19 protein-coding genes and 6 tRNA genes are annotated in these 19,291 nt (G+C 74.8%); 16 read left to right on the top strand and 9 right to left on the bottom strand.

Translation table 11 applies throughout. From position 1 onward, the window contains the following. Positions 1 to 356 precede the first annotated feature (356 nt). The 4 genes from cobT (at position 357) to ACFZA0_RS19650 (ending at position 7,086) form a co-directional block, all read left to right on the top strand. Positions 357 to 3,773 carry a nicotinate-nucleotide--dimethylbenzimidazole phosphoribosyltransferase gene (gene cobT / locus ACFZA0_RS19635; RefSeq protein ID WP_391018245.1) on the top strand — a complete coding sequence of 1,139 codons (3,417 nt, stop codon included), beginning with the start codon at positions 357 to 359 and terminating at the stop codon, positions 3,771 to 3,773. A 204-nt stretch (positions 3,774 to 3,977) separates the two neighbouring features. Continuing rightward, positions 3,978 to 5,210 carry a uroporphyrinogen-III C-methyltransferase gene (gene cobA / locus ACFZA0_RS19640; protein WP_391018248.1) on the top strand — a complete coding sequence of 411 codons (1,233 nt, stop codon included), beginning with the start codon at positions 3,978 to 3,980 and terminating at the stop codon, positions 5,208 to 5,210. Between the two features lie 41 nt (positions 5,211 to 5,251). Then, positions 5,252 to 6,094 (top strand): TrmH family RNA methyltransferase, encoded by an 843-nt coding sequence (locus ACFZA0_RS19645; RefSeq protein WP_391018251.1) that lies wholly within the window; start codon positions 5,252 to 5,254, stop codon positions 6,092 to 6,094. 158 nt (positions 6,095 to 6,252) lie between these two features. Beyond that, positions 6,253 to 7,086: an aldo/keto reductase gene (locus tag ACFZA0_RS19650; RefSeq protein WP_391018254.1), complete on the top strand. Its 834-nt coding sequence runs from the start codon at positions 6,253 to 6,255 to the stop codon at positions 7,084 to 7,086. Positions 7,087 to 7,324: 238 nt separating this feature from the next. Here ACFZA0_RS19650 and ACFZA0_RS19655 read toward each other — a convergent pair whose 3' ends face one another. Beyond that, complete coding sequence (locus ACFZA0_RS19655) at positions 7,325 to 8,749, bottom strand: protein kinase (RefSeq protein WP_391018257.1); 1,425 nt, start codon at positions 8,747 to 8,749, stop codon at positions 7,325 to 7,327. Between the two features lie 195 nt (positions 8,750 to 8,944). On the opposite strand from ACFZA0_RS19655, the gene ACFZA0_RS19660 reads away from it, so the two are divergent. The 4 genes from ACFZA0_RS19660 to ACFZA0_RS19675 all read left to right on the top strand — a co-directional run bounded on the left by ACFZA0_RS19660 (position 8,945) and on the right by ACFZA0_RS19675 (position 11,224). Continuing rightward, a complete protein-coding gene (locus tag ACFZA0_RS19660) occupies positions 8,945 to 9,220 on the top strand; it encodes a hypothetical protein (RefSeq protein ID WP_391018260.1) in 276 nt (91 codons plus the stop codon). A 195-nt stretch (positions 9,221 to 9,415) separates the two neighbouring features. Then, positions 9,416 to 9,625, top strand: a complete 210-nt coding sequence (locus ACFZA0_RS19665) for a hypothetical protein (RefSeq protein ID WP_391018263.1) — start codon at positions 9,416 to 9,418, stop codon at positions 9,623 to 9,625. Positions 9,626 to 9,872: 247 nt separating this feature from the next. Then, the gene (locus tag ACFZA0_RS19670; protein WP_391018266.1) at positions 9,873 to 10,835 is read left to right on the top strand and encodes a phosphotransferase; all 963 of its coding nucleotides are present in this window, start codon (positions 9,873 to 9,875) and stop codon (positions 10,833 to 10,835) included. Positions 10,836 to 10,915: 80 nt separating this feature from the next. Further along, complete coding sequence (locus tag ACFZA0_RS19675; protein ID WP_391018269.1) at positions 10,916 to 11,224, top strand: zf-TFIIB domain-containing protein; 309 nt, start codon at positions 10,916 to 10,918, stop codon at positions 11,222 to 11,224. A gap of 109 nt (positions 11,225 to 11,333) precedes the next feature. Here ACFZA0_RS19675 and ACFZA0_RS19680 read toward each other — a convergent pair. From ACFZA0_RS19680 to ACFZA0_RS19700, 5 genes are all read right to left on the bottom strand, one after another. Further along, a tRNA-Val gene (locus ACFZA0_RS19680) sits at positions 11,334 to 11,405 on the bottom strand. A 45-nt stretch (positions 11,406 to 11,450) separates the two neighbouring features. Beyond that, a tRNA-Val gene (locus tag ACFZA0_RS19685) sits at positions 11,451 to 11,522 on the bottom strand. Between the two features lie 19 nt (positions 11,523 to 11,541). Further along, positions 11,542 to 11,613 (bottom strand) — tRNA-Val (locus ACFZA0_RS19690). Between the two features lies 1 nt (position 11,614). After that, positions 11,615 to 11,688, bottom strand: a tRNA-Cys gene (locus ACFZA0_RS19695). A gap of 38 nt (positions 11,689 to 11,726) precedes the next feature. Further along, a tRNA-Gly gene (locus tag ACFZA0_RS19700) sits at positions 11,727 to 11,799 on the bottom strand. Positions 11,800 to 11,985: 186 nt separating this feature from the next. Here ACFZA0_RS19700 and ACFZA0_RS19705 point away from each other — a divergent pair. The 3 genes from ACFZA0_RS19705 (at position 11,986) to ACFZA0_RS19715 (ending at position 14,750) form a co-directional block, all read left to right on the top strand. Then, entirely contained in the window at positions 11,986 to 13,047 is a 1,062-nt protein-coding gene (locus tag ACFZA0_RS19705; protein WP_391018272.1) for a chorismate-binding protein, read from the top strand. A gap of 1 nt (position 13,048) precedes the next feature. Further along, positions 13,049 to 13,870, top strand: coding sequence for an aminotransferase class IV (locus ACFZA0_RS19710; RefSeq protein WP_391018275.1), 822 nt, complete (start codon positions 13,049 to 13,051; stop codon positions 13,868 to 13,870). 61 nt (positions 13,871 to 13,931) lie between these two features. Then, positions 13,932 to 14,750 carry a GNAT family N-acetyltransferase gene (locus ACFZA0_RS19715; RefSeq protein WP_391018278.1) on the top strand — a complete coding sequence of 273 codons (819 nt, stop codon included), beginning with the start codon at positions 13,932 to 13,934 and terminating at the stop codon, positions 14,748 to 14,750. A gap of 30 nt (positions 14,751 to 14,780) precedes the next feature. Here the strand turns inward: ACFZA0_RS19715 and ACFZA0_RS19720 are convergent, their stop codons facing one another. Then, complete coding sequence (locus ACFZA0_RS19720; RefSeq protein ID WP_391018281.1) at positions 14,781 to 15,305, bottom strand: DsbA family protein; 525 nt, start codon at positions 15,303 to 15,305, stop codon at positions 14,781 to 14,783. A gap of 264 nt (positions 15,306 to 15,569) precedes the next feature. Here ACFZA0_RS19720 and ACFZA0_RS19725 point away from each other — a divergent pair, with 264 nt between their 5' ends. Together ACFZA0_RS19725 and ACFZA0_RS19730 are read left to right on the top strand one after the other, a co-directional pair. Then, positions 15,570 to 16,022 (top strand): hypothetical protein, encoded by a 453-nt coding sequence (locus ACFZA0_RS19725; RefSeq protein ID WP_391018284.1) that lies wholly within the window; start codon positions 15,570 to 15,572, stop codon positions 16,020 to 16,022. A gap of 56 nt (positions 16,023 to 16,078) precedes the next feature. After that, on the top strand, positions 16,079 to 16,333 hold the full coding sequence (locus ACFZA0_RS19730) for a hypothetical protein (RefSeq protein WP_391018710.1): 255 nt from the start codon (positions 16,079 to 16,081) through the stop codon (positions 16,331 to 16,333). A gap of 76 nt (positions 16,334 to 16,409) precedes the next feature. On the opposite strand, the gene ACFZA0_RS19735 is transcribed toward ACFZA0_RS19730, so the two are convergent. Then, positions 16,410 to 16,970, bottom strand: coding sequence for a CGNR zinc finger domain-containing protein (locus ACFZA0_RS19735; protein WP_391018287.1), 561 nt, complete (start codon positions 16,968 to 16,970; stop codon positions 16,410 to 16,412). A gap of 235 nt (positions 16,971 to 17,205) precedes the next feature. Continuing rightward, on the bottom strand, positions 17,206 to 17,619 hold the full coding sequence (locus tag ACFZA0_RS19740; protein ID WP_004002642.1) for an SsgA family sporulation/cell division regulator: 414 nt from the start codon (positions 17,617 to 17,619) through the stop codon (positions 17,206 to 17,208). Between the two features lie 191 nt (positions 17,620 to 17,810). On the opposite strand from ACFZA0_RS19740, the gene ACFZA0_RS19745 reads away from it, so the two are divergent. The 3 genes from ACFZA0_RS19745 to ACFZA0_RS19755 all read left to right on the top strand — a co-directional run bounded on the left by ACFZA0_RS19745 (position 17,811) and on the right by ACFZA0_RS19755 (position 19,290). Further along, complete coding sequence (locus ACFZA0_RS19745) at positions 17,811 to 18,311, top strand: TIGR02611 family protein (RefSeq protein WP_391018290.1); 501 nt, start codon at positions 17,811 to 17,813, stop codon at positions 18,309 to 18,311. Between the two features lie 70 nt (positions 18,312 to 18,381). After that, positions 18,382 to 18,453: transfer RNA gene (locus tag ACFZA0_RS19750), tRNA-Val, on the top strand. A gap of 390 nt (positions 18,454 to 18,843) precedes the next feature. Continuing rightward, positions 18,844 to 19,290, top strand: coding sequence for an SRPBCC family protein (locus ACFZA0_RS19755; RefSeq protein WP_391018293.1), 447 nt, complete (start codon positions 18,844 to 18,846; stop codon positions 19,288 to 19,290). Position 19,291 lies beyond the last annotated feature (1 nt).

Raw genomic sequence — 19,291 nt, forward strand, 5'->3', positions numbered from 1 at the left:
CCCGTGATCCTGTTGTCGTACCGCGCGCGGTAGGCTGGCCGATCGTTGCACCGCACCGGGTCACCCCGACGATTCGTCGGCCGATGCCCGAAGTGCCCACCCGATGCGGGGCGGGGACTGGTACGGCGGAACGGGTGGACGCGCAACGTGGCGCAGTCCACAACGGCCCGTCGCGGAAACAGGCTGTCGCGGCGGAGCGACGACCGGAACAATGCCGCTCAATGGCTTTGTCGCCTTTTACGGACGGGTTGTTCGTGCCGCTGGGCACGCACGCTCGTTCTTCACAGCGGGACGGTCGGTGCGCCGCCCCGGGTGAACTGGTCGTAGGAGCACTAACCGATGGGCGAGGGGTACGCATGACCGACACCGGCCAGGTCCCGGGCGAGGGACTGCCGGAGAACGCAGGCATGGTGGAGCAGCCGGGCGCCTCCGCGCACGGTGCGTACACCTACCTCTCCGAATCTCCTGTCGCGGACGAAGACCTTCTGCTCCTGCCCGGCGCCCAGAGCGCCTGGGGCAACGAGGTGCCGCCGCCCGCCCCCGAACCGGTCGTCGAGACCGTCCACGCCCCGGGACCGCACGAGACGTCCGGCCGGGACAGCGGTTCCGTCGACCTCTCCGGCGTCCGGCTGCCCGACCAGGCCGCGGCGGCCCCGGTCCCGCCGCGCCGGCCGCTGCACCTGGGCCCGCTGGTGCCCGACGCCTCGGCCAGCCCCGTCCGGTCGCTCGCCGACCGCGGTCCCGCGGGCACTCCCGTGCGGCAGACCGCGCAGACAGCGCAGGCCGCCGCGGGACCCGAGTACCTCGACGTTCCCCACCTGCGCGAGATGTCCCCGCAGGGCGCACAGCCCTGGGGCGGCGGGCCGGTGGCCCCGGCGCAGGCACAGGCTCCGGCCGAGGAAACGGTTGTTCCGGCCCCGGAACACCCCGTCGACGCCGTGGCGGCCCGCGTCGCCGTCGCCGCGGGCACGACGACCCCCGGCCAGGACGGCCTCACGGCCCACGCGAGCGACACGTACGGCGGCGCGTACGGCGCGCAGCCCCCCGGCGACGAGGCGTACGGCGACGATGCGTACGGCGTCCAGGCGTCCGGCGACACGTACGGCGGCCCGGCCACGGGCGACACGTACGGCGGCGGACAGCCGGCCGAGCCCGCGGCCTTCGTGCCGCAGCCCGCCGCCGGCCTCCCCGACGGCGCGTACGCCACGGACGCGGTCCCGGCCCAGGGCGGCCACGACGGCACCTGGCCGGCCCCCGACGAGACCCCGGCCGCGGACGCCCCGGCCGGCCCCGGCGGACCGGAGTACCCCGGCCTCCCCGCGGACCAGGACGAGCAGCCGGCCCCCGGCACCGGCGCACCGCACGCGGCGTACCCCGCCGAGGCGCAGCCCGGCGGCCCGTTCGAGGCGGCCCGCACCACGCGGTTCGACGAGCAGGGCCTCGCGCCGCGGCTGCCCGACGACCCGGCGGCACCGGCCGCGCAGGACGCCGAGGAGTTCGCCCCCGAGCCGGAGCTCCCGGCCGCCCACCCGGAGGCGCGGGAGCAGCCCGCGTTCACCGAGGAGGCGCCCGCCGGCCCGCACACCCTCCACGGCACCGCCCCGCTGGCCCCCGACGCCGTGCGCACGCCGGACGCCGAGGGCTACCCCGCGTTCGCGGGACCGCCGCCCGTCGGATCGGCCCTCGACGCCGCCCTCGGCGCGACGGCCGCGCACGGCACCGCCCCCGCGGACGGCCCCGCCCGGCAGGACCCCGGAGCCCCGCCCGTCGCCGACGCCTTCGCGCCGACCGCCGGCCAGGACCCGGTGGGCGGCGACACCGCGGACGCCCCCGGGGCCGCGCACAGCGACCTCGCGGGTGCCCCCGCCGAGCCCCTCGCCCCGGTCCCCGCACCCCGCGGACCGGAGCACGCCCCCGCGCCGGTCACCCCCGGCGAGGAGCACGCAACCGCACAGGCACAGCAGGCCGACGACCTCGCGACCCGGGACGCCGGCCAGGAAGAGAGCACGGCCCCAGTGGCAGAAGCAGCACAGCCCACGGGCCCCGCGGCTCCCGGGTACGACGACCCCGAGCGCGAGGCCGTGCTCCGCGTGATGCGCGAGCGCCGCGACATCCGCAACGGCTTCCGCGGCGACCCCATCCCGCACGAGGTGCTGCTGCGCGTCCTGGAGGCAGCGCACACCGCGCCCTCCGTGGGGCACTCGCAGCCCTGGGACTTCGTCGTGATCCGCTCGGCCGAGACCCGGCGGGCCATGCACGAACTGGCCATGCGCCAGCGCGACGCGTACGCCCAGTCGCTGCCCAAGGGGCGGGCCAAGCAGTTCAAGGAAATGAAGATCGAGGCCATCCTCGACACCCCGGTCAACGTCGTCGTCACCGCCGACCCGACCCGCGGCGGCCGGCACACCCTCGGCCGGCACACCCAGCCGCAGATGGCGCCGTACTCCTCCGCGCTCGCCGTGGAGAACTTCTGGCTCGCCGCCCGCGCCGAGGGCCTGGGCGTCGGCTGGGTCAGCTTCTTCGACGAGCGCGAGATGGTCCGCGCCCTCGGCCTGCCCGAGCACCTGGAGGTCGTCGCGTACCTGTGCGTCGGGTACGTCGACGAGTTCCCGGAGGAGCCCGAGTTGATGCAGGCCGGCTGGTCCAAGCGCCGCCCGCTGTCCTGGGTCGTGCACGAGGAGACGTACGGCCGCCGTGCCCTGCCCGGCGAGGAGCCGCACGACCTGCTCGGCGAGACCGTCGCCGCGATCCGCCCGCTCGACGCCAAGGCGCTCGGCGAGGCGTGGGAGCGGCAGAAGCGGATGACGAAGCCCCCGGGCTCGCTCGGCATGCTGGAGATCATCTCCGCGCAGCTCGCCGGCCTGTCCCGCCAGTGCCCGCCGCCCGTCCCGGAACCCGCGGCCGTCGCGATCTTCGCCGGTGACCACGGCGTGCACGCCCAGGGCGTCACCCCGTGGCCGCAGGAGGTCACCGCCCAGATGGTGGCGAACTTCCTCGGCGGGGGAGCGGTCTGCAACGCCTTCGCGAGCCAGGTCGGCGCCGAGGTCTGCGTGATCGACGTCGGTGTGGCCGCCGACCTGCCCGCGACCCCGGGCCTGCTGCCCCGCAAGGTCCGGGCCGGCACCTCCGACATGACCACCGGGCCCGCGATGACCCGCGAGGAGGCCCGCAAGGCCATCGAGGTCGGCATCGAGACGGCCCGCGACCTGGTCGCCGCCGGCAACAAGGCGCTGCTCACCGGTGAGATGGGCATCGCCAACACGACCTCGTCCGCGGCGCTGATCTCCGTCTTCACGGAGACCGACCCGGCCGAGGTGACCGGCCGCGGCACCGGCATCAACGACGAGACCCTGGCCCGCAAGACGGAGGTCGTGCGCCGCGCGATCGAGCTCCACCAGCCGGACCCGGCCGACCCGCTCGGCGTGCTCGCCGCGCTCGGCGGCTTCGAGCACGCCGCGATGGTGGGCCTGCTGCTCGGCGGCGCCTCGCTGCGCACGCCGGTGATCCTGGACGGCGTCAGCGCCGGCGCCGCGGCCCTGGTCGCCCGCGCCATCGCCCCCGAGGTCCTCGCGGCCTGCATCGCCGGCCACCGCAGCGCCGAGCCCGGCCACGTCGCCGCGCTGAACAAGCTGGGGCTGCGCCCGCTGGTCGACCTCGACCTGCGGCTCGGCGAGGGCACCGGCGCGCTGCTGGCGCTGCCGATGGTGCAGAGCACCGCCCGCGCCATGCACGAGGTCGCCACGTTCGACTCGGCGGGCGTCACGGAGAAGTAGCCGCGGACCGGGCCCCGGGGGAGCGCCCCCGGGGCCCGGCGCGCGTTCCGCGGCCCCGCGGGCCCGTCCCAGCGATCGGACGCCCGTACGAACCCGCGCGGTCACCCCGTAAAATCGCACGTCGGGGCGTTGCGCCGAGGTGTTCCCACCGCGCACCCGCCCCGCCCGCCCCACCGCCCCGCCCGGACGAGGAGCCGCACCGCCATGGCCGAACACCCCGCCTATCCCGTGGGCCTGCGCCTGACCGGCCGCCGCGTGGTGGTCCTCGGCGGCGGCCAGGTCGCCCAGCGCCGGCTGCCGGCCCTCGTCGCCGCGGGCGCGGACGTCCTGCTCGTCTCCCCGGCGGCCACCCCGTCCGTCGAGGTCATGGCGGACACCGGGGAGATCGCCTGGGAGCGCCGCCCCTACGCCGACGGCGACCTCGCGGACGCCTGGTACGCGCTCATCGCCACCAGCGACCCCGCGGCCAACGCCGCCGCGTCCGCCGAGGCCGAGCGGCACCGCGTCTGGTGCGTGCGCTCCGACGACGCCGACGCCGCGACCGCGTGGACGCCCGCGACCGGCCGCAGCGAGGGCGTCACCGTCGCCGTGCTCACCACCGACGCCGGCCACCGCGACCCCCGCCGCACCGCGGCGATCCGCGACGCCGTGGTGGAGGGCCTGCGCGACGGCACCCTCGTCGCCCCGCACCACCGTGCGCGCACCCCCGGCGTGGCCCTGGTCGGCGGCGGCCCCGGCGACCCCGACCTGATCACCGTGCGCGGCCGCCGGCTGCTCGCCGAGGCCGACGTGGTCATCGCCGACCGCCTCGGCCCGCGCGACCTGCTCGCCGAACTCCCGCCGCACGTCGAGGTCATCGACGCCGCGAAGATCCCGTACGGGCGCTTCATGGCGCAGGAGGCCATCAACAACGCCCTGATCGACCACGCCAAGCAGGGCAAGTCGGTGGTCCGGCTCAAGGGCGGCGACCCGTTCGTGTTCGGCCGGGGCATGGAGGAGGCGCAGGCGCTCGCCGAGGCCGGCATCCCGTGCACCGTCGTCCCCGGCATCTCCAGCTCGATCTCGGTGCCCGGCGCGGCCGGCATACCCGTCACCCATCGCGGCGTCGCGCACGAGTTCACCGTCGTCAGCGGGCACGTCGCCCCCGACGACGAGCGGTCCCTGGTCGACTGGCCGGCGCTGGCGAGGCTCACCGGCACCCTCGTGATCCTCATGGGCGTCGACAAGATCGGCCGCATCGCCGAGACCCTCGTCGCCCACGGCAAGTCGCCCGACACCCCCGTGGCCCTGGTCCAGGAGGGCACGACCGCCGCCCAGCGCCGCGTCGACGCCACCCTCGCCACCGTCGCGGACACCGTACGGACCGAGCAGGTCAGGGCACCCGCGGTCATCGTCGTCGGCGAGGTCGTCGGCGTCGGCCCCGCCCCGGCCGCCTGACCCGGCACCGCCCCAGCACACAGGACAGGCAGTATCACCCCGTGGCCGAACCCATCACCGTCGACGACCCCGACGACCCGCGCCTGCACGACTACACCGGCCTGACCGACGTGCAGCTGCGGCGCCGCCGCGAACCCGCCGAGGGCCTGTTCATCGCCGAGGGCGAGAAGGTGATCCGCCGCGCGCTGGAGACCGGCCACGAGGCCCGCTCCGTGCTGATGACGGCGAAGTGGGCCGACGTCATGCGCGACGTCGTCGAGGACCTCGCCGCGCCCGTGTACGTCGTGTCGCCGGAGCTCGCCGAACAGGTCACCGGCTACCACGTGCACCGCGGCGCCCTCGCCTCGATGCGGCGCAGGCCCCTTCCCTCGGCGGACCGACTGCTGTCCGACACAGGGCGATCGACCCCGGGCGCCGACGGTGCCCCGGCGGCCCGGCGGCGGGTCGCGATCTTCGAGGACATCGTCGACCACGCGAACCTGGGCGCCGCCTTCCGCAACGCCGCCGCACTCGGGGTGGACGCCGTCCTGCTCACCCCGCGCTGCGCCGACCCCCTCTACCGGCGGGCGGTGAAGGTGTCCATGGGCGCCGTCTTCCACGTCCCGTACGCGAGGTTCGCGGCCTGGCCCGAGGGCGCCGAGACGGTCCGCGAGCACGGCTTCGTCCTCGCCGCGCTGTGCCTGTCCCCGACGTCGGTCCCGCTCGACGAACTGGCCGCCCGCCGCCCCGACCGCCTGGCGCTGATGCTCGGCACGGAGGGCGAGGGACTGTCGCCGGGCGCGCTGCGCGCCGCCGACACCCACGTCCGCATCCCGATGGACGCGGGCGTCGACTCCCTCAACGTGGCCGCGGCCTCGGCGGTCGCCTTCTACGCGACCCGTTAGAGAGACGCGTCCGGGCTCCTCCGTTTGGTCCGCTTTGCGCAGGGGAACCCGGCGCGGAGCGGCGTCGCCGCACGACGTCCGGGACCGGTCCGCCCCCGCGGGGAAGCGGGGGAGCGGCACCGCGTGGTCCCGGGCGACAGCCCCGACTGAGGAGGATCATGCCTGCGGTTCCCGACATCACCCTGAACAACGGGGTCACGATCCCGCAGCTCGGTTTCGGTGTCTTCCAGATCCCGCCGGAGGACACCGGGCAAGCCACGCGCAACGCCCTGGAGACCGGTTACCGGCACATCGACACCGCCGAGATGTACGGCAACGAGAAGCAGGTGGGCGAGGCCGTCCGCGCCTCCGGCATCGACCGTGACGAAATCTTCGTGACCAGCAAGCTCAACAACGGCGCCCACGAGCCGGACGACGCGCGGGCCGCCTTCGACCAGACCCTGGCGGACCTCGGCATCGGCCATGTCGACCTGTTCCTGATCCACTGGCCGCTGCCGGCCGTCGGGGACTTCACCCGCACCTGGCAGGCGCTGGAGGAGATCTACCGCTCGGGCCGCGCGAAGGCGATCGGCGTCTCCAACTTCCAGCCGCACCACCTGCGCCGCCTGCTGGAGACGGCCGACGTGGTGCCCGCGGTCAACCAGATCGAGGTGCACCCCTACCTCACCCAGGACGACGTGCGCGCCTTCGGCACCGAGCACGAGATCGCCACCGAGGCCTGGTCCCCGATCGCCCAGGGCAAGGTCCTCGACGACCCGGTGATCACGGCGGTCGCCGACCGCGTGGGCCGCACCACCGCACAGGTGGTCCTGCGGTGGCACATCCAGCGGGGCGACATCGTCTTCCCGAAGTCGGTGACCCCGAAGCGGGTGAAGGAGAACTTCGCCCTGTTCGACTTCGAGCTGTCCCCGCAGGACATGAGCGAGATCTCGGCGCTCAACCGCGACGAGCGCACGGGCCCCGACCCGGACACCTTCAACATGGCCGGATGACCCAACCGCGAACGCCGGGCGGGGCAGACCCACGAGGTCTGCCCCGCCCGGCGTTCCGCTGTCCCCGTCCGAGCCCAACGGCCCCCGGCCGCCGCCCGGTTGGACGGCCGGCATCGGCCGCCCCCGCGCACCTCGGCGGCCCCGCCGCGCCGACTGCCCGACGCCGGTAGCCTGTTGGCGGCCGAGGGCCGCGCGGGCGACGCGACCGTACGGCCGGACGGCCCGTGGGGCCGGTCGGCTACGCGGTCCGCGCGGCCCGGCCGTCGTCGTGGTGCCCGGGGGCGACCTGCCGCGAACTCGGCGCCCCGGCAGCCGCGTTGACCGCCCGCGCCCCCGTGCCGCCGTCCTCCACGCCCAGACCGCGGGCCGGTCCCGAGCAGCCCTGGGCCACCGCGATGCCGAGCGCCACGAGCAGCGTCACGACGACGAACACGAACAGGCGCTGCCGCAGCAACCGCGGGTTCGCCGGGCGCCGCCCGGTCCCGGTGCCGCGCGGTGCGGGCCGCCCCGTACCGCCGGTGCGCGGCGCCGGGCGGCTGCCGCTCGCGCCGCCCGGACGGGTGCCGTTGCGCGACGTCTGCGAACGCTGCCCGCCGGGGCGGGACGGGACACCACCGCCCCGGGACGGCGTACCGCCACGCTGCGGGGCGCCCCCGCCGTGCGAGGGGACGCCGCCGCGGGGCGCCCCCGGCCCGCGCGAGCCGGTCGTGCTCGGCCCGGGGCCCTGCGGGCGCCGCTGGGCGCGCTGCTGCTCCGGGTAGGTCTCCGCGATGCGCCCGGTGGGCCGGTCGGCCTCGGCCGAACGCGGCGCGGGCGGCCGGGCCTCGGCCAGACCCTGTGCCTCGCGGGCGGCGATCTCCTTGAGCCGCAGGGACAGTTGGAGCGTGCTCGGCCGCTCGTCCGGGTTCTTCGCCAGGCACGCGTGCACCAGCGGCGCCAACGCGTCGGGAACACCGGTCAGATGGGGCTCCTCGTGCACCACGCGGTACAGCATCACCTCCGAACTCCCGTGCCCGAAGGGGGAGTCGCCGGTCGACGCGTACGCGAGCGTGGCGCCCAGCGAGAACACGTCGGTGGCGGGTGTCACCGCCGCGCCCCGCACCTGCTCCGGCGCGAGGAAGCCGGGGGAGCCGACCGCGGTGCCCACGTGCGTGAGGGTGGAGGCGCCGGTCGCCCAGGCGATGCCGAAGTCGATGATCCGCGGCCCCTTCGGGGACAGCAGGATGTTGGACGGCTTGAGGTCCCGGTGCACGACCCCCGCCTCGTGCACGGCGACCAGCCCCTCGGACAGCGCGGCACCGATGGCGGCGGCGTCCGGCACGCTCAGCGCGCCCTCGTCGGCGACCTTGTCGTGCAGGGACGGACCGGGCACGTACTGCGTCGCGAACCACGGCCGGTCGGCGTCCAGGTCGGCCGCGACCAGCCGGGCCGTGCAGCCGCCCCGGATGCGGCGCGCCGCGGACACCTCGCGCGCGAAACGCGAACGGAACTCCTGATCCTCCGCCAGGTCCGGCCGGATGACCTTCAGGGCGACCCGCTGCCCCTTGCGGTCGGAACCGAGGTAGACCACGCCCATGCCGCCCGCGCCGAGCCGCCGGTGCAGTCTGAACGAGCCGACGACGCGCGGGTCCTCGCGCCTCAGGCGCATCATCGTCATGTCCATCCCCGCTGCCGGTCCGTATGACGAGCGACAGCTTACGTTTCCCCGCCGACGGGCGCGCAGAGGCCGCGCCCTGCCGGACCGATCGATTGTCAGTGCCCGGTGGGAAACTTGAAGGGTGGTCAGGAAGCGCGCGAAGCGGCCGGCCCCACGTCGGCCGTCGTCCCAACCGCTGCCAGCAGAAGGGGGATTGAGCCCGTGAAGGGTGATCGTGTGGAGATAGTCGTGGATGCCGGAGACACGACGCGCACGTACGAGGTGGTGGCGAGCCGGGCGGGCCGCCGGGTCGAGACGGCGGTGCGCAGGGGGGTCGTCGAAGTGAGCGAAGTCACCCGCAGCGGATCGGTCGTCCGCACCGCCCGGTTCATGGCGACCAGGGTGCTGGCCCTGGTGGAGCAGCCGGTGCCCCGGGAGGACAGCACGGAGCGGGCCGAGCGCACGGGCCGTCCCCTCCGGGAGGACCCCGAGTCCTGAGGGTCCGTCTCCACCCTGGGGTGTAGTTCGCAGGTCACGGCTCATCCTCGGGGAGGCCCGCCAAGGGGTACGCGGGCATGACGACCCGAGCTTGCCGCGCGTCTAGTTTGGTTCCTGAGCGGCGGGTGCAGCACTCGTCCCCCGAGGTCCGACACCCGCCGCCACCCGGACACCTCATCGGTCAGGAGAGGGACCATGGCACTCACGGCACCGCGGACCCCGTTCCGCGTCCCGGGACGCACGGCGCGACGCGCCCTGCTCCCCGCCGGACGCCAAGGACGCCGCCACCCCCTGGTGGCGACGCTGATGGCCCTTCCCCTGGCGGTCCTGCTCCTGCTCGTCTTCGACGGCTGGGAGACGGTGAGCACACAGGCGTCGTCCGTGGGCGTGATGCTGGGGCGCTGAGCGGCGACCCCAGGCCCGGAAGAGCGGTCCGGGCGGGGACATCCGGCCTGGAAACCCCGTGGGGACGGGGGTGCGGCGGACGGCACAGATGCCGGCGCAGCTGGGGAGCTGCGCCGGCATTGAACTTCGCGGTGGTGGCCGCGGCCCGGACCCGGGCCGCGGCCACAGCCGTCGGCGCCCCCGGCCGGCCCGGCGACGGCCTGCGTACCCTCGCCCGAGTACAGCCCGCCGCCCCGCAGGAGACCCCGTGACCGCCGCCCCGCCGCCCTCGCCGCTGCCGGAACTGGCCGACCGCGCCCGGACCGCGGCGCATCCCGACGGCACCCCGGACACCGGCTGCGCCTGCGCCGACGTCGGCACCCTCGCCGACCGCCCCGACGGCACGGTCGTCCGGCACGCCCACGTCGTCGCGAAGGCCCACGCCCCGGACACCGACCCGGCGGCCCTCGCCCGCCGCCTCGCGGTGGCCGCGGCCCTCCCCGGTGTCCTGCTCCCGCCGCTCCGCCCGCGCCCGGCGGCGACGGGCACGCCCGCCCGCCCCGCCACCCTCTGGCCGTACGGCGCCCCCGTCGACCCCGGGGCCCCGGACGACGCCCCCTGGGAGGAGGCCGCCGTCCTCCTGGCCCGCCTGCACCGCGCCCCCGTGCCGGACGGTCTGCCGCCCATGCGCGGCCCCCTGAAGGCGGCCCGCGCCGTCGCCCGCCTGCGCGCGGCCGGACCGCACCCGGACACCCCGGCCGTGCTGCGCGCCTGGTCCGCCCTGCCGCCGTGGGCCCGCGCCGAGGAGCCCCAGCCGCACACCGGCACGCTCTGCCACGGCGACCTGCACCTCGGCCAGCTCGTCCGGCATCCCGCCCCCGGCGGTGACTGGCTCCTCATCGACGTGGACGACATCGGCGGCGGCGTCCCGGCGTGGGACCTCGCGCGCCCCGCGGCCTGGTTCGCCTGCGGCCTGCTGCCGCCCGGGGAGTGGTCCCGGTTCCTGGCCGCGTACCGGGCGGCCGGCGGCCCCGCGGTACCGCCCGCGGGCGACCCCTGGCAGGCGCTCGACGTCCCGGCCCGCGCCCTCACCGTGCAGACCGCGGCCCGCGCGATCGCCAAGGCCGCGGCGGACGGCCGCCCGCTGGACGAGGTGGAACGCGTGGTGGTGGACGCGTGCGCCCGAATGACCTCCGTCCCCGCGGAGTTGAAGGCCGACGGTGCCAAGTAGTGTGCAACCGACCCGAGCCGGACAGTGTCTGTCCTGGCGAGATGTGAATCAGGTCCGAACGGCGAGGAGTTGAGCCGAGCATGCAGTGTCCGAAGTGTCACGCACCGATGCACACGTACAACCGCAACGGTGTGCAGATCGAGCAGTGCAGTGGCTGCCGCGGGATCTTCCTCGACTACGGCGAGCTGGAGGCCCTGACCCGCGTCGAGTCGCAGTGGTCGCAGCCCGCACCGCCCCCACCCGGCCCGCAGGGCTACCCGGCGGCGGCCCCGCAGGCGTACCCCTCGGCCCCGGCCTGGGGCGCCCCGCACGGCGGGGGCCACTACGGCGGCCACGGCGGCGGCCACCACCGCCACAAGAGCTTCGGCCACATGCTCTTCTCCAGCTGAACCACGGGCCCGCGTACCGGGGACGACCCCGGCACGCGGGCCGCGCGTCGGCGCGGCGCCCGCACGACGAAGCCCCCGGCCGTTCGAGACGGCCGGGGGCTCCGGTGCGTGGACGATACTGGGATTGAACCAGTGACCTCTTCCGTGTCAGGGAAGCGCTCTCCCGCTGAGCTAATCGTCCTCGGGACCACGGCCGCCGTACGGGCCGGACGTGGGTGGTGCGGTGTGCGCGATACTGGGATTGAACCAGTGACCTCTTCCGTGTCAGGGAAGCGCTCTCCCGCTGAGCTAATCGCGCGGGGGATCCGAGGATCCAGTGGACGATACTGGGATTGAACCAGTGACCTCTTCCGTGTCAGGGAAGCGCTCTCCCGCTGAGCTAATCGTCCTTGGAGGTGGAGACGGGATTTGAACCCGTGTAGACGGCTTTGCAGGCCGTTGCCTCGCCTCTCGGCCACTCCACCAGGAGTGCGGGGGGACTGCGGGTCCCCCGGTTCCTGCGAGCGGACGACGAGGCTCGAACTCGCGACCTCAACCTTGGCAAGGTTGCGCTCTACCAACTGAGCTACGTCCGCCTGTCGGTTCGGCCCGCTTGCGCGGCCCGGCGACGTGTTGAACTCTAGCGGATCCGGGCGCCAGCACAAAAACGCGTTTGCGCAGCGTGCTGCCCCGCGTCCGGCCGAAGACCAGGTCGGGGCACCGGGAGGGCGGCCGGACGTCACCCGGGAGACGTCCCGCGGCACCCCCATAGACTTCCCCGCGTGCTCGACCTCGCTCCTCTCGCCCGCTTCGGCGACCGCCTCGCCACCGGCCTCAGGGACGTCACCAGCGACCCCGCCGCCCTGGAGTCCGCCGGCTTCTGGGCCGTCGCGGCCGACTTCGAGGGCGGCCTGACCTGCGCCCGCTTCGCCGACGTCCGCCGCGCCCCGGTACCCGCGCCGGTACCGGGCGGCTGGCGGGGTCCGGCCGCCGGTGACTGGACGTCCTCGCTGGACCGCGCCGCGTACACGGCCGGTGTGCGGCGGATCCGGGAGCACATCGCGGCCGGCGAGGTCTACCAGGCGAACCTCTGCCGCGTCCTGTCCGCGCCCGTGGCGCCGACCGCCGACGTGGACGCGCTGACGGCCCTGCTGGCGCGCGGCAACCCCGCCCCGTACGCCGGAACGATCCGGCTGCCGGAGCACGGCGTGGAGATCGCCACCGCGTCCCCCGAGCTGTTCCTGCGACGCGACGGACGCGAGGTCGGGTCCGGCCCGATCAAGGGCACCGGGCGCACGGAGACGGACCTCCTGGAGAAGGACCACGCGGAGAACGTGATGATCGTGGACCTGGTCCGCAACGACCTCGGGCGCGTCTGCGCCACCGGCAGCGTCACGGTCCCCGACCTGTGCGTGGTCGAGAAGCACCCCGGGCTCGTCCACCTCGTCTCCGCCGTCCGCGGCGAACTGCTCCCCGGTGCCGGCTGGCCCGAGCTGCTCGCCGCGGCCTTCCCGCCGGGATCGGTCACCGGCGCCCCCCGGTCCAGCGCCCTGCGGATCATCGGCGCGCTGGAGACCGCGCCCCGCGGCCCGTACTGCGGCGGGATCGGCTGGGTCGACGCCGACCGGGGCACGGGCGAACTGGCCGTCGGCATCCGCACGTTCTGGCTCGACCGGGCCGCCGGCGCACTGCGCTTCGGCACCGGGGCCGGCATCACCTGGGGCTCCGATCCCGAGCGGGAGTGGCGGGAGACCGAGCTGAAGGCGTCGCGGCTGCTCGCGATAGCGTCGGGAACGTACGAGGACGGCGGACAAGGCCGTCCAGCAAGCGGAGAGGCGCTCTGACGTGAAGATCTGGCTCGACGGCGGGCTGCGCGACAGCGACTCCGCCCGCGTCTCGGTGTTCGACCACGGGCTGACCGTGGGCGACGGCATCTTCGAGACGGTCAAGGCGGTGCGGGGCAGGACGTTCGCACTCACCCGGCATCTCGACCGGCTGGCCCGCTCGGCCCGCGGCCTGGGGCTGCCCGAGCCCGATCTCGACGAGGTGCGCCGCGCCTGTGCCGCGGTCGTCGAGGCCAACCCGGTGGAGCTCGGCCGGCTGCGCATCACCTTCACCGGCGGCCACGGCCCGCTCGGCTCCGACCGCGGCGACCGCGGCCCCACCCTCGTGGTCGCCCTCGGCGCGACCACCCGCCGCCCCGACACCACCGCGGTCGTCACGGTGCCCTGGACGCGCAACGAGCGGGGCGCGCTGACCGGCCTGAAGACCACCTCGTACGCCGAGAACGTGGTCGCCCTGGCGCGCGCCCACGAACACGGCGCCACCGAGGCGCTGTTCCCGAACACCGTGGGACAGCTCTGCGAGGGCACCGGGTCCAACGTCTTCGTCGTCCTCGACGGCGAGATCCACACCCCGCCGCTCGCCTCCGGCTGCCTCGCGGGCATCACCCGCGCGCTGACCGCCGAGTGGACCGGCGCCCGGGAGAGCGACCTGCCGCTCGACGTGCTGGAGCACGCCGACGAGGTCTTCCTGACGTCCACGCTGCGGGACGTGCAGGCGGTGCACCGCGTCGACGAGCGCGAACTGCCGTCCGCGCCGGGCCCGGTGACCGCCAAGGCGATGCGGATCTTCGACGAGCGCTCCGGCGCCGACCTCGACCCCTGAGCCGTACCCCCACCGGAAACGAGGCTGCCGCGCCGCTCCGCCGAGGGGTAGAAAGGCAGCGATGACCACCACCCTGCGGCCGACCGAGCCGCTCCAGCACGCGGCCGACGGGGCCCGCTCGCGCCACTACCGGGTGTGCGTGAACGGGCGTCCCGTCGGCGAACTCCGGCTCAGGACCCACCCGGTGTTCGGCCCGTCCGCCGCCGTCGTCGAGGACCTGCGCGTCGACGAGTCCGACCGCGGCCGGGGCCGGGCCACGGTGGCGGCGCTGGCCGCCGAGGAGATCGCACGCGGCTGGGGGTGCGCCCGCGTCGAGGCCGAGGTGCCCGCCGGAACCGCCGCGGCGCTGCGGCTCGCCACCGCGCTCGGCTACCGGCACCGCAACCGCACCCTGGATAAGACGGTGGACACCGCGCCGCGACTTCCCCCGGGCAGCGCCGGCCGGCCCATGACGGAGGCCGAGTTCGGGCCGTGGCTCGCCGCCCTCAAGGAGAGGTACGCGTCCTCCTGGGCCGACCGCGGCGTCCCCGTGGACGAGGCGCGGGCCAAGTCGGAGCGGGACCACGACCGGCTGCTGCCCGCCGGTCTCGCGAGCGACGACGTCGTACTGAGCGTCCTGGAGCACGAGGGCGTCCCGGTGGGCACGCTGTGGCTCTCGGTCGCGGGGGAGCGCGGGTTCGTCTACTACGTCGAGGCGGACGCCCGCTTCCGGGGCCGCGGCCACGGGCGCACCCTGATGCTGCTGGCCGAGGCGCAGACGTCCGCCGCCGGGAAACCGGTCCTGGCCCTGAACGTCTTCACCGGCAACGCCCCGGCCGAGCGGCTCTACGAGTCGCTCGGCTACCGGCCCGTCACGTACTCGATGTACAAGGAACTCTGAGGGGCCGGCGCGGGGCGGCGTGCCGGGACGTCAGGCCCCGGCGCGCGCCAGGACCGCGTCCAGGGCGCTCTCCACGCGCTCGCGCAGGCCCTCCTGGCTCTTGCCGCCGTCGAACCGCTCCCCGTCCACCACGTAGGTCGGGGTACCGGTCACGCCGATGGCGCGGCCCTCGGCCTGGTCCGCGTCGACGATCAGGATGTGCCTGCCGTCGATCAGCGCGGTGTCGAACTCCTCGGCGTCCAGGCCGAGTTCACCGGCCACCTCGACCAGGAACGGCTCCCCGCGCCGGTTCAGCTCCTCGACCCGGCCGAGCACGGCCTCGACGTACGGCCACAGCGCGCCCTGTTCCGCGGCCTCCTCGGCGGCCTGCGCGGCGGCGAAGGCGTGCTGGTGCTTGTCCAGCGGGAAGTGCCGCAGCCGCAGGTCGAGGCGGTCGCCGTAACGGGCACGCAGCGCGCGGACGTCGTCGAGGGCGGTACGGCAGTCCGGGCACTGCAACTCGCACCAGACGTCGAGGACGGCAACGGGCGCGCTGTCGGGGGAGGGGTCGCTCATGCCCCCAGTCTTCCAGCCCGCCCGCCCCGCCCCCAACCGGGACCGGCCGCCGCCCCGGCCCCCGGTGCGCGGTCGGTGCGCGTGCGGTGACGTGCGGTGACGTGCCGTGACGACGCCCCGGCGGAACCGGTACGTGGGGAGGAGGGAACCCGGCGGCGGACCCGGAGATGTCCCTGATGTCCGCCCCGGGCATGGCCCCGGGCGGGCCGGGCGGTGCAGGATGGAGGGGACGAACCGCTCTGCCGAGCCCGCCTGGAGGACCGCATGATCGCCGAGACAGTCTGCTGCGCGGTCTCCGCGGCCGGCCTGGGCATCGCCGCCGTCACCGCCTTCCGCAAGCGCTTCCTCGCGGCGGCCCGCATCACCGCGTACGCGCTCGTCCCGGTCGCGCTGGTGATGACGGGTGTCGTGGGCTGGGCGTCCGACAAGGCCTTCAGTCCCGTCGCGTGGGCCGGCCTGGTCCTGCTCGGCGGCGCGTGGGGCCTGTTCGCGCTCACCCGGGCCGTCGAGCGCCGCGGCGGGACCACGCGCAAGGAGCGCCGTGCCGCCCGTGACGCGGAGCACGAGCCGGTGGCCGCTCCCGGCGCCTCGGCCCCCGCGCTGGGCTCCACCGCGGCCCGCCCGGCGGCCCGCCCCGCCCCCGCCGCGCGCAAGGGCGCGGGTGGCGGTGACGACTTCAGCGACATCGAGGCGATCCTGAAGAAGCACGGCATCTGAGCGCCGGCACCGCGTGCGCCCCGAGTGGGCGCGGTCCGCCGCGAAACGATCACCACGTGATCATGCTCGAACCGGACATCGCGGATATCGGCGAACTCCCACCCCATACGGATCTGGGATCGCGCGGCCGGTGCCGACTGCGACATCATCACCGCGAGATGCTGGACACCACCCAGAGCGACACCGCGCCGCCGCAGGAAGAGCCGCGCGGATGCCTCTTCGCCCTTTCCCAGCCACCGCTGATGATCTTCCTAGCGGTGATCGGATGTCTGCTGCTCATGGCCGCGTTGCACGACCTGCTGCTGCTCTGAGCCGTACCCGCCGTCCCCGGCGTCACCCGCCGGGTACGGCGTCCCACCGGACCTCCGCCCTTCGCCCCGCGGCCCGTCAGCCCGCCGCCTCCTTGCGCCGCGCGCGGTACGCGGCCACGTGCAGCCGGTTGCCGCACGTGCGGCTGGAGCAGTAGCGCCGCGACCGGTTGCGCGACAGGTCGACGAAGGCGCGCCGGCAGTCCGGGGCCTCGCACCGCCGCAGCCTGTCCTCCTCCCCGGCGACCACGAAGAAGGCCAGCGCCATCCCGCAGTCGGCGGCCAGGTGGTCGGCGACCGAGGCGCCGGGCGCGAAGTAGTGCACGTGCCACTTGTAGCCGTCGTGGTCCGTGAGCCGGGGCGTGGTGCCCGCGGCGGCGACCAGCTCGTTGATCAGGCCGGCGGCCGTGGCGGCCTCCTCGGCGGCGAAGATCGCGGCGAACCGGGCGCGTATCCCGCGCACGGCGGCGAGGTCCCCCTCGGACAGCGTGCCGACCTCGCTGACCTCGTGCCGGTCGACGAACTCCGCCAGCGCCCCGGTGTCCGGCAGCCCCTCGGGGGAGGTGTCACCCTCCGGAGCGGTGTTCACCAGATCCACCACGGTGTCGAGCGAGCACCGGGTGTCGTGGGTGATCAGCAACGTTTCGCTCCCTGGCCTGGGGGTCGGGCCCACGCCCGCCGATGCTGGCCGATGGTAGTGGCTCCGCCCGCCCGCGTACGGCCCGGTGCCGCCCCCCGGCACGCGAACGCGCCGTCGCCGTCCCGCGGACGTGGGTCCGCGGGACGGCGACGGCGATGTGCCCTATGCGGTTGTCTGAGCCCGAGCCGTCTCCCCGAGTGGACGGCGCCGGGCGGCTTGGTGGGGTGTGTCCGGCCTAGCTTTCCGCCAGGATGTGCGAAAGCTCCTGGTCCAGGTCGAAGTGCCGGTGTTCCGTGCCGGGAGGCACGGCGGCGTCCGTTCGCTTCAGGAAGGACTCGAGAGCCCGTGCCGGGGCCTCGAGCAGGGCTTCGCCCTCGGGAGAGCTCAGGGCGATGCAGACAACGCCCTGGCCGTGACTGCGCGACGGCCAGACACGGACGTCGCCGGTACCGGTGGGACGGTGAAGCCCCTCGGCGAGGAGGTCGCGGGCGAACACCCACTCGACGGTTTCCTCGGCTCCGGTGTGGAAGGTGGCGTGCACGGCGTAGGGGTCGGCCGTGTCGTACCGCAGGCCTGCGGGGACAGGCAGGGAGGACTCGCTCGACACAACGAGGCGCAGGTGCAGCTCGCAGCTGACCGTGGTGTTCATAAGCGCCAGGGCCTTTCGCTCAGTGTGCGCTCGGGGATTCGCACGTCGGCGAAATCGACATGCCACCTACGGTGCCGTTGTAAACCCCTCTGAGTGTTTTGCGTGCCTTTATGTAACTCATCCGGCCGACGCCTCGTTCGTGCCGTGCGTCCATTCCGGTGACTTGTTTCCCTCGGGTAGGGTTTGCTCGTATGAATACGGGGAGTGACCGGCCGGGTGAGGTCTCCGCGCCGGCGAACGGCGGGCGTACCGAAGGCGCGGCAGAGGGTGCGGAGGGCGTCGCACGCACCGCCGACGGGAGCGGCGAGGGCGACGGGGAGGGGCTCGGGTCGAGGGCCCCGGAATTCGTCAGGGCCCGGCCGGTCCTGCATCTGAGCTGGCAGGTCGGTGTCTTCGTGGTCGGGCTCGCCGTCGTGGCGGCCGGCGTGGTGATGCTGCCGCTCCCCGGGCCCGGCTGGGTGGTGATCTTCGGCGGCATGGCGATCTGGGCGACCGAGTTCGTCTGGGCGCAGCTCGTGCTGCGCTGGACCAAGCGGAAGGTGACCGAGGTCGCGCAGCGCGCCCTCGACCCGCGGGTGCGCCGCCGCAACATCGTGCTGACGGTGATCGGGCTGGTCGTCGTGGCCGCCGTCCTCGCCGTCTACGTGGTGCGGTTCGGCTTCGAGATGCCCTGGCGGATCAAGGACCAGTGAGCCGCTCGGCGGCCCTGTCCGCACGTGGCCGGGGCACCGGCTGACATGGGGTAATGTTCTCTCTGCGTCCGGGCGATTAGCTCAGTGGGAGAGCGCTTCGTTCACACCGAAGAGGTCACTGGTTCGAACCCAGTATCGCCCACCCGGCACGACGGCCCCCCTGCGAACAGCAGGGGGGCCGTCGTCGTTCCGCGGCCGCCGGACGGATCGGGGCCGGGCCGACGGCAATTACGGAGAGCTATTCCGAAACGGCGTCACATTTCTTCGGAAGTACGACAAGAAGGGTGTTTCCGCCCGCTCTCAAGTGCCGTTCGGGCAAGGGGAATCCGTGCCTTGTCCGCTTTTCCCGCGGGAGCACCCGGGGCCGGTCGGGTGAACGAAATGCGGCGCGGAATTCCGCTTCTTCTCCGGAAAGGCGGACCGACTCCCTTGCGGGCGGGCCGAACTGACGGAGTGACGGAAGGCGGGAGTCCGCCACCGCCGGGGCGCCGGGAACGGTGGCACCGGGGCGTTCCCCGGGCAGACTCGTGCCATGGACTGGACCCGCTACCGCTTCGTCAGCCTGTGGTCCCTGCCCGCGCCGCCCGACGTCGTGCACGCGGCACTGGAACGCGTCGACGAGTACCCGCTGTGGTGGCCGCAGGTGAAGGAGGTGCGGGGGCTGGACGGCACCAGCGCGGTCGTCACCGTACGCTCCGTGCTCCCGTACCGCCTCACCTTCGTCGCGCGGGCCGTCCGCCGTGATCCCGCGGCCGGGGTGCTGGAGATCGCCATGTCCGGTGACCTCGTCGGGTGGGCGCGCTGGACGGTCCGGGGCGCGGGCGGCGGGACCCTGGCCCGCTACGACCAGGAGGTCGAGGTGGGCAAGCCGCTCATGCGGCGGCTCGCGGTGCCCGGGAGGCCGCTGTTCCGCGCCAACCACCGGCTGATGATGCGGGCGGGGCGCCGCGGGCTGACCGCCCGCCTCCAAGCGGTTTGAA

The organism is Streptomyces sp. NPDC008150 (assembly GCF_042956945.1).
Lineage (GTDB): Bacteria > Actinomycetota > Actinomycetes > Streptomycetales > Streptomycetaceae > Streptomyces.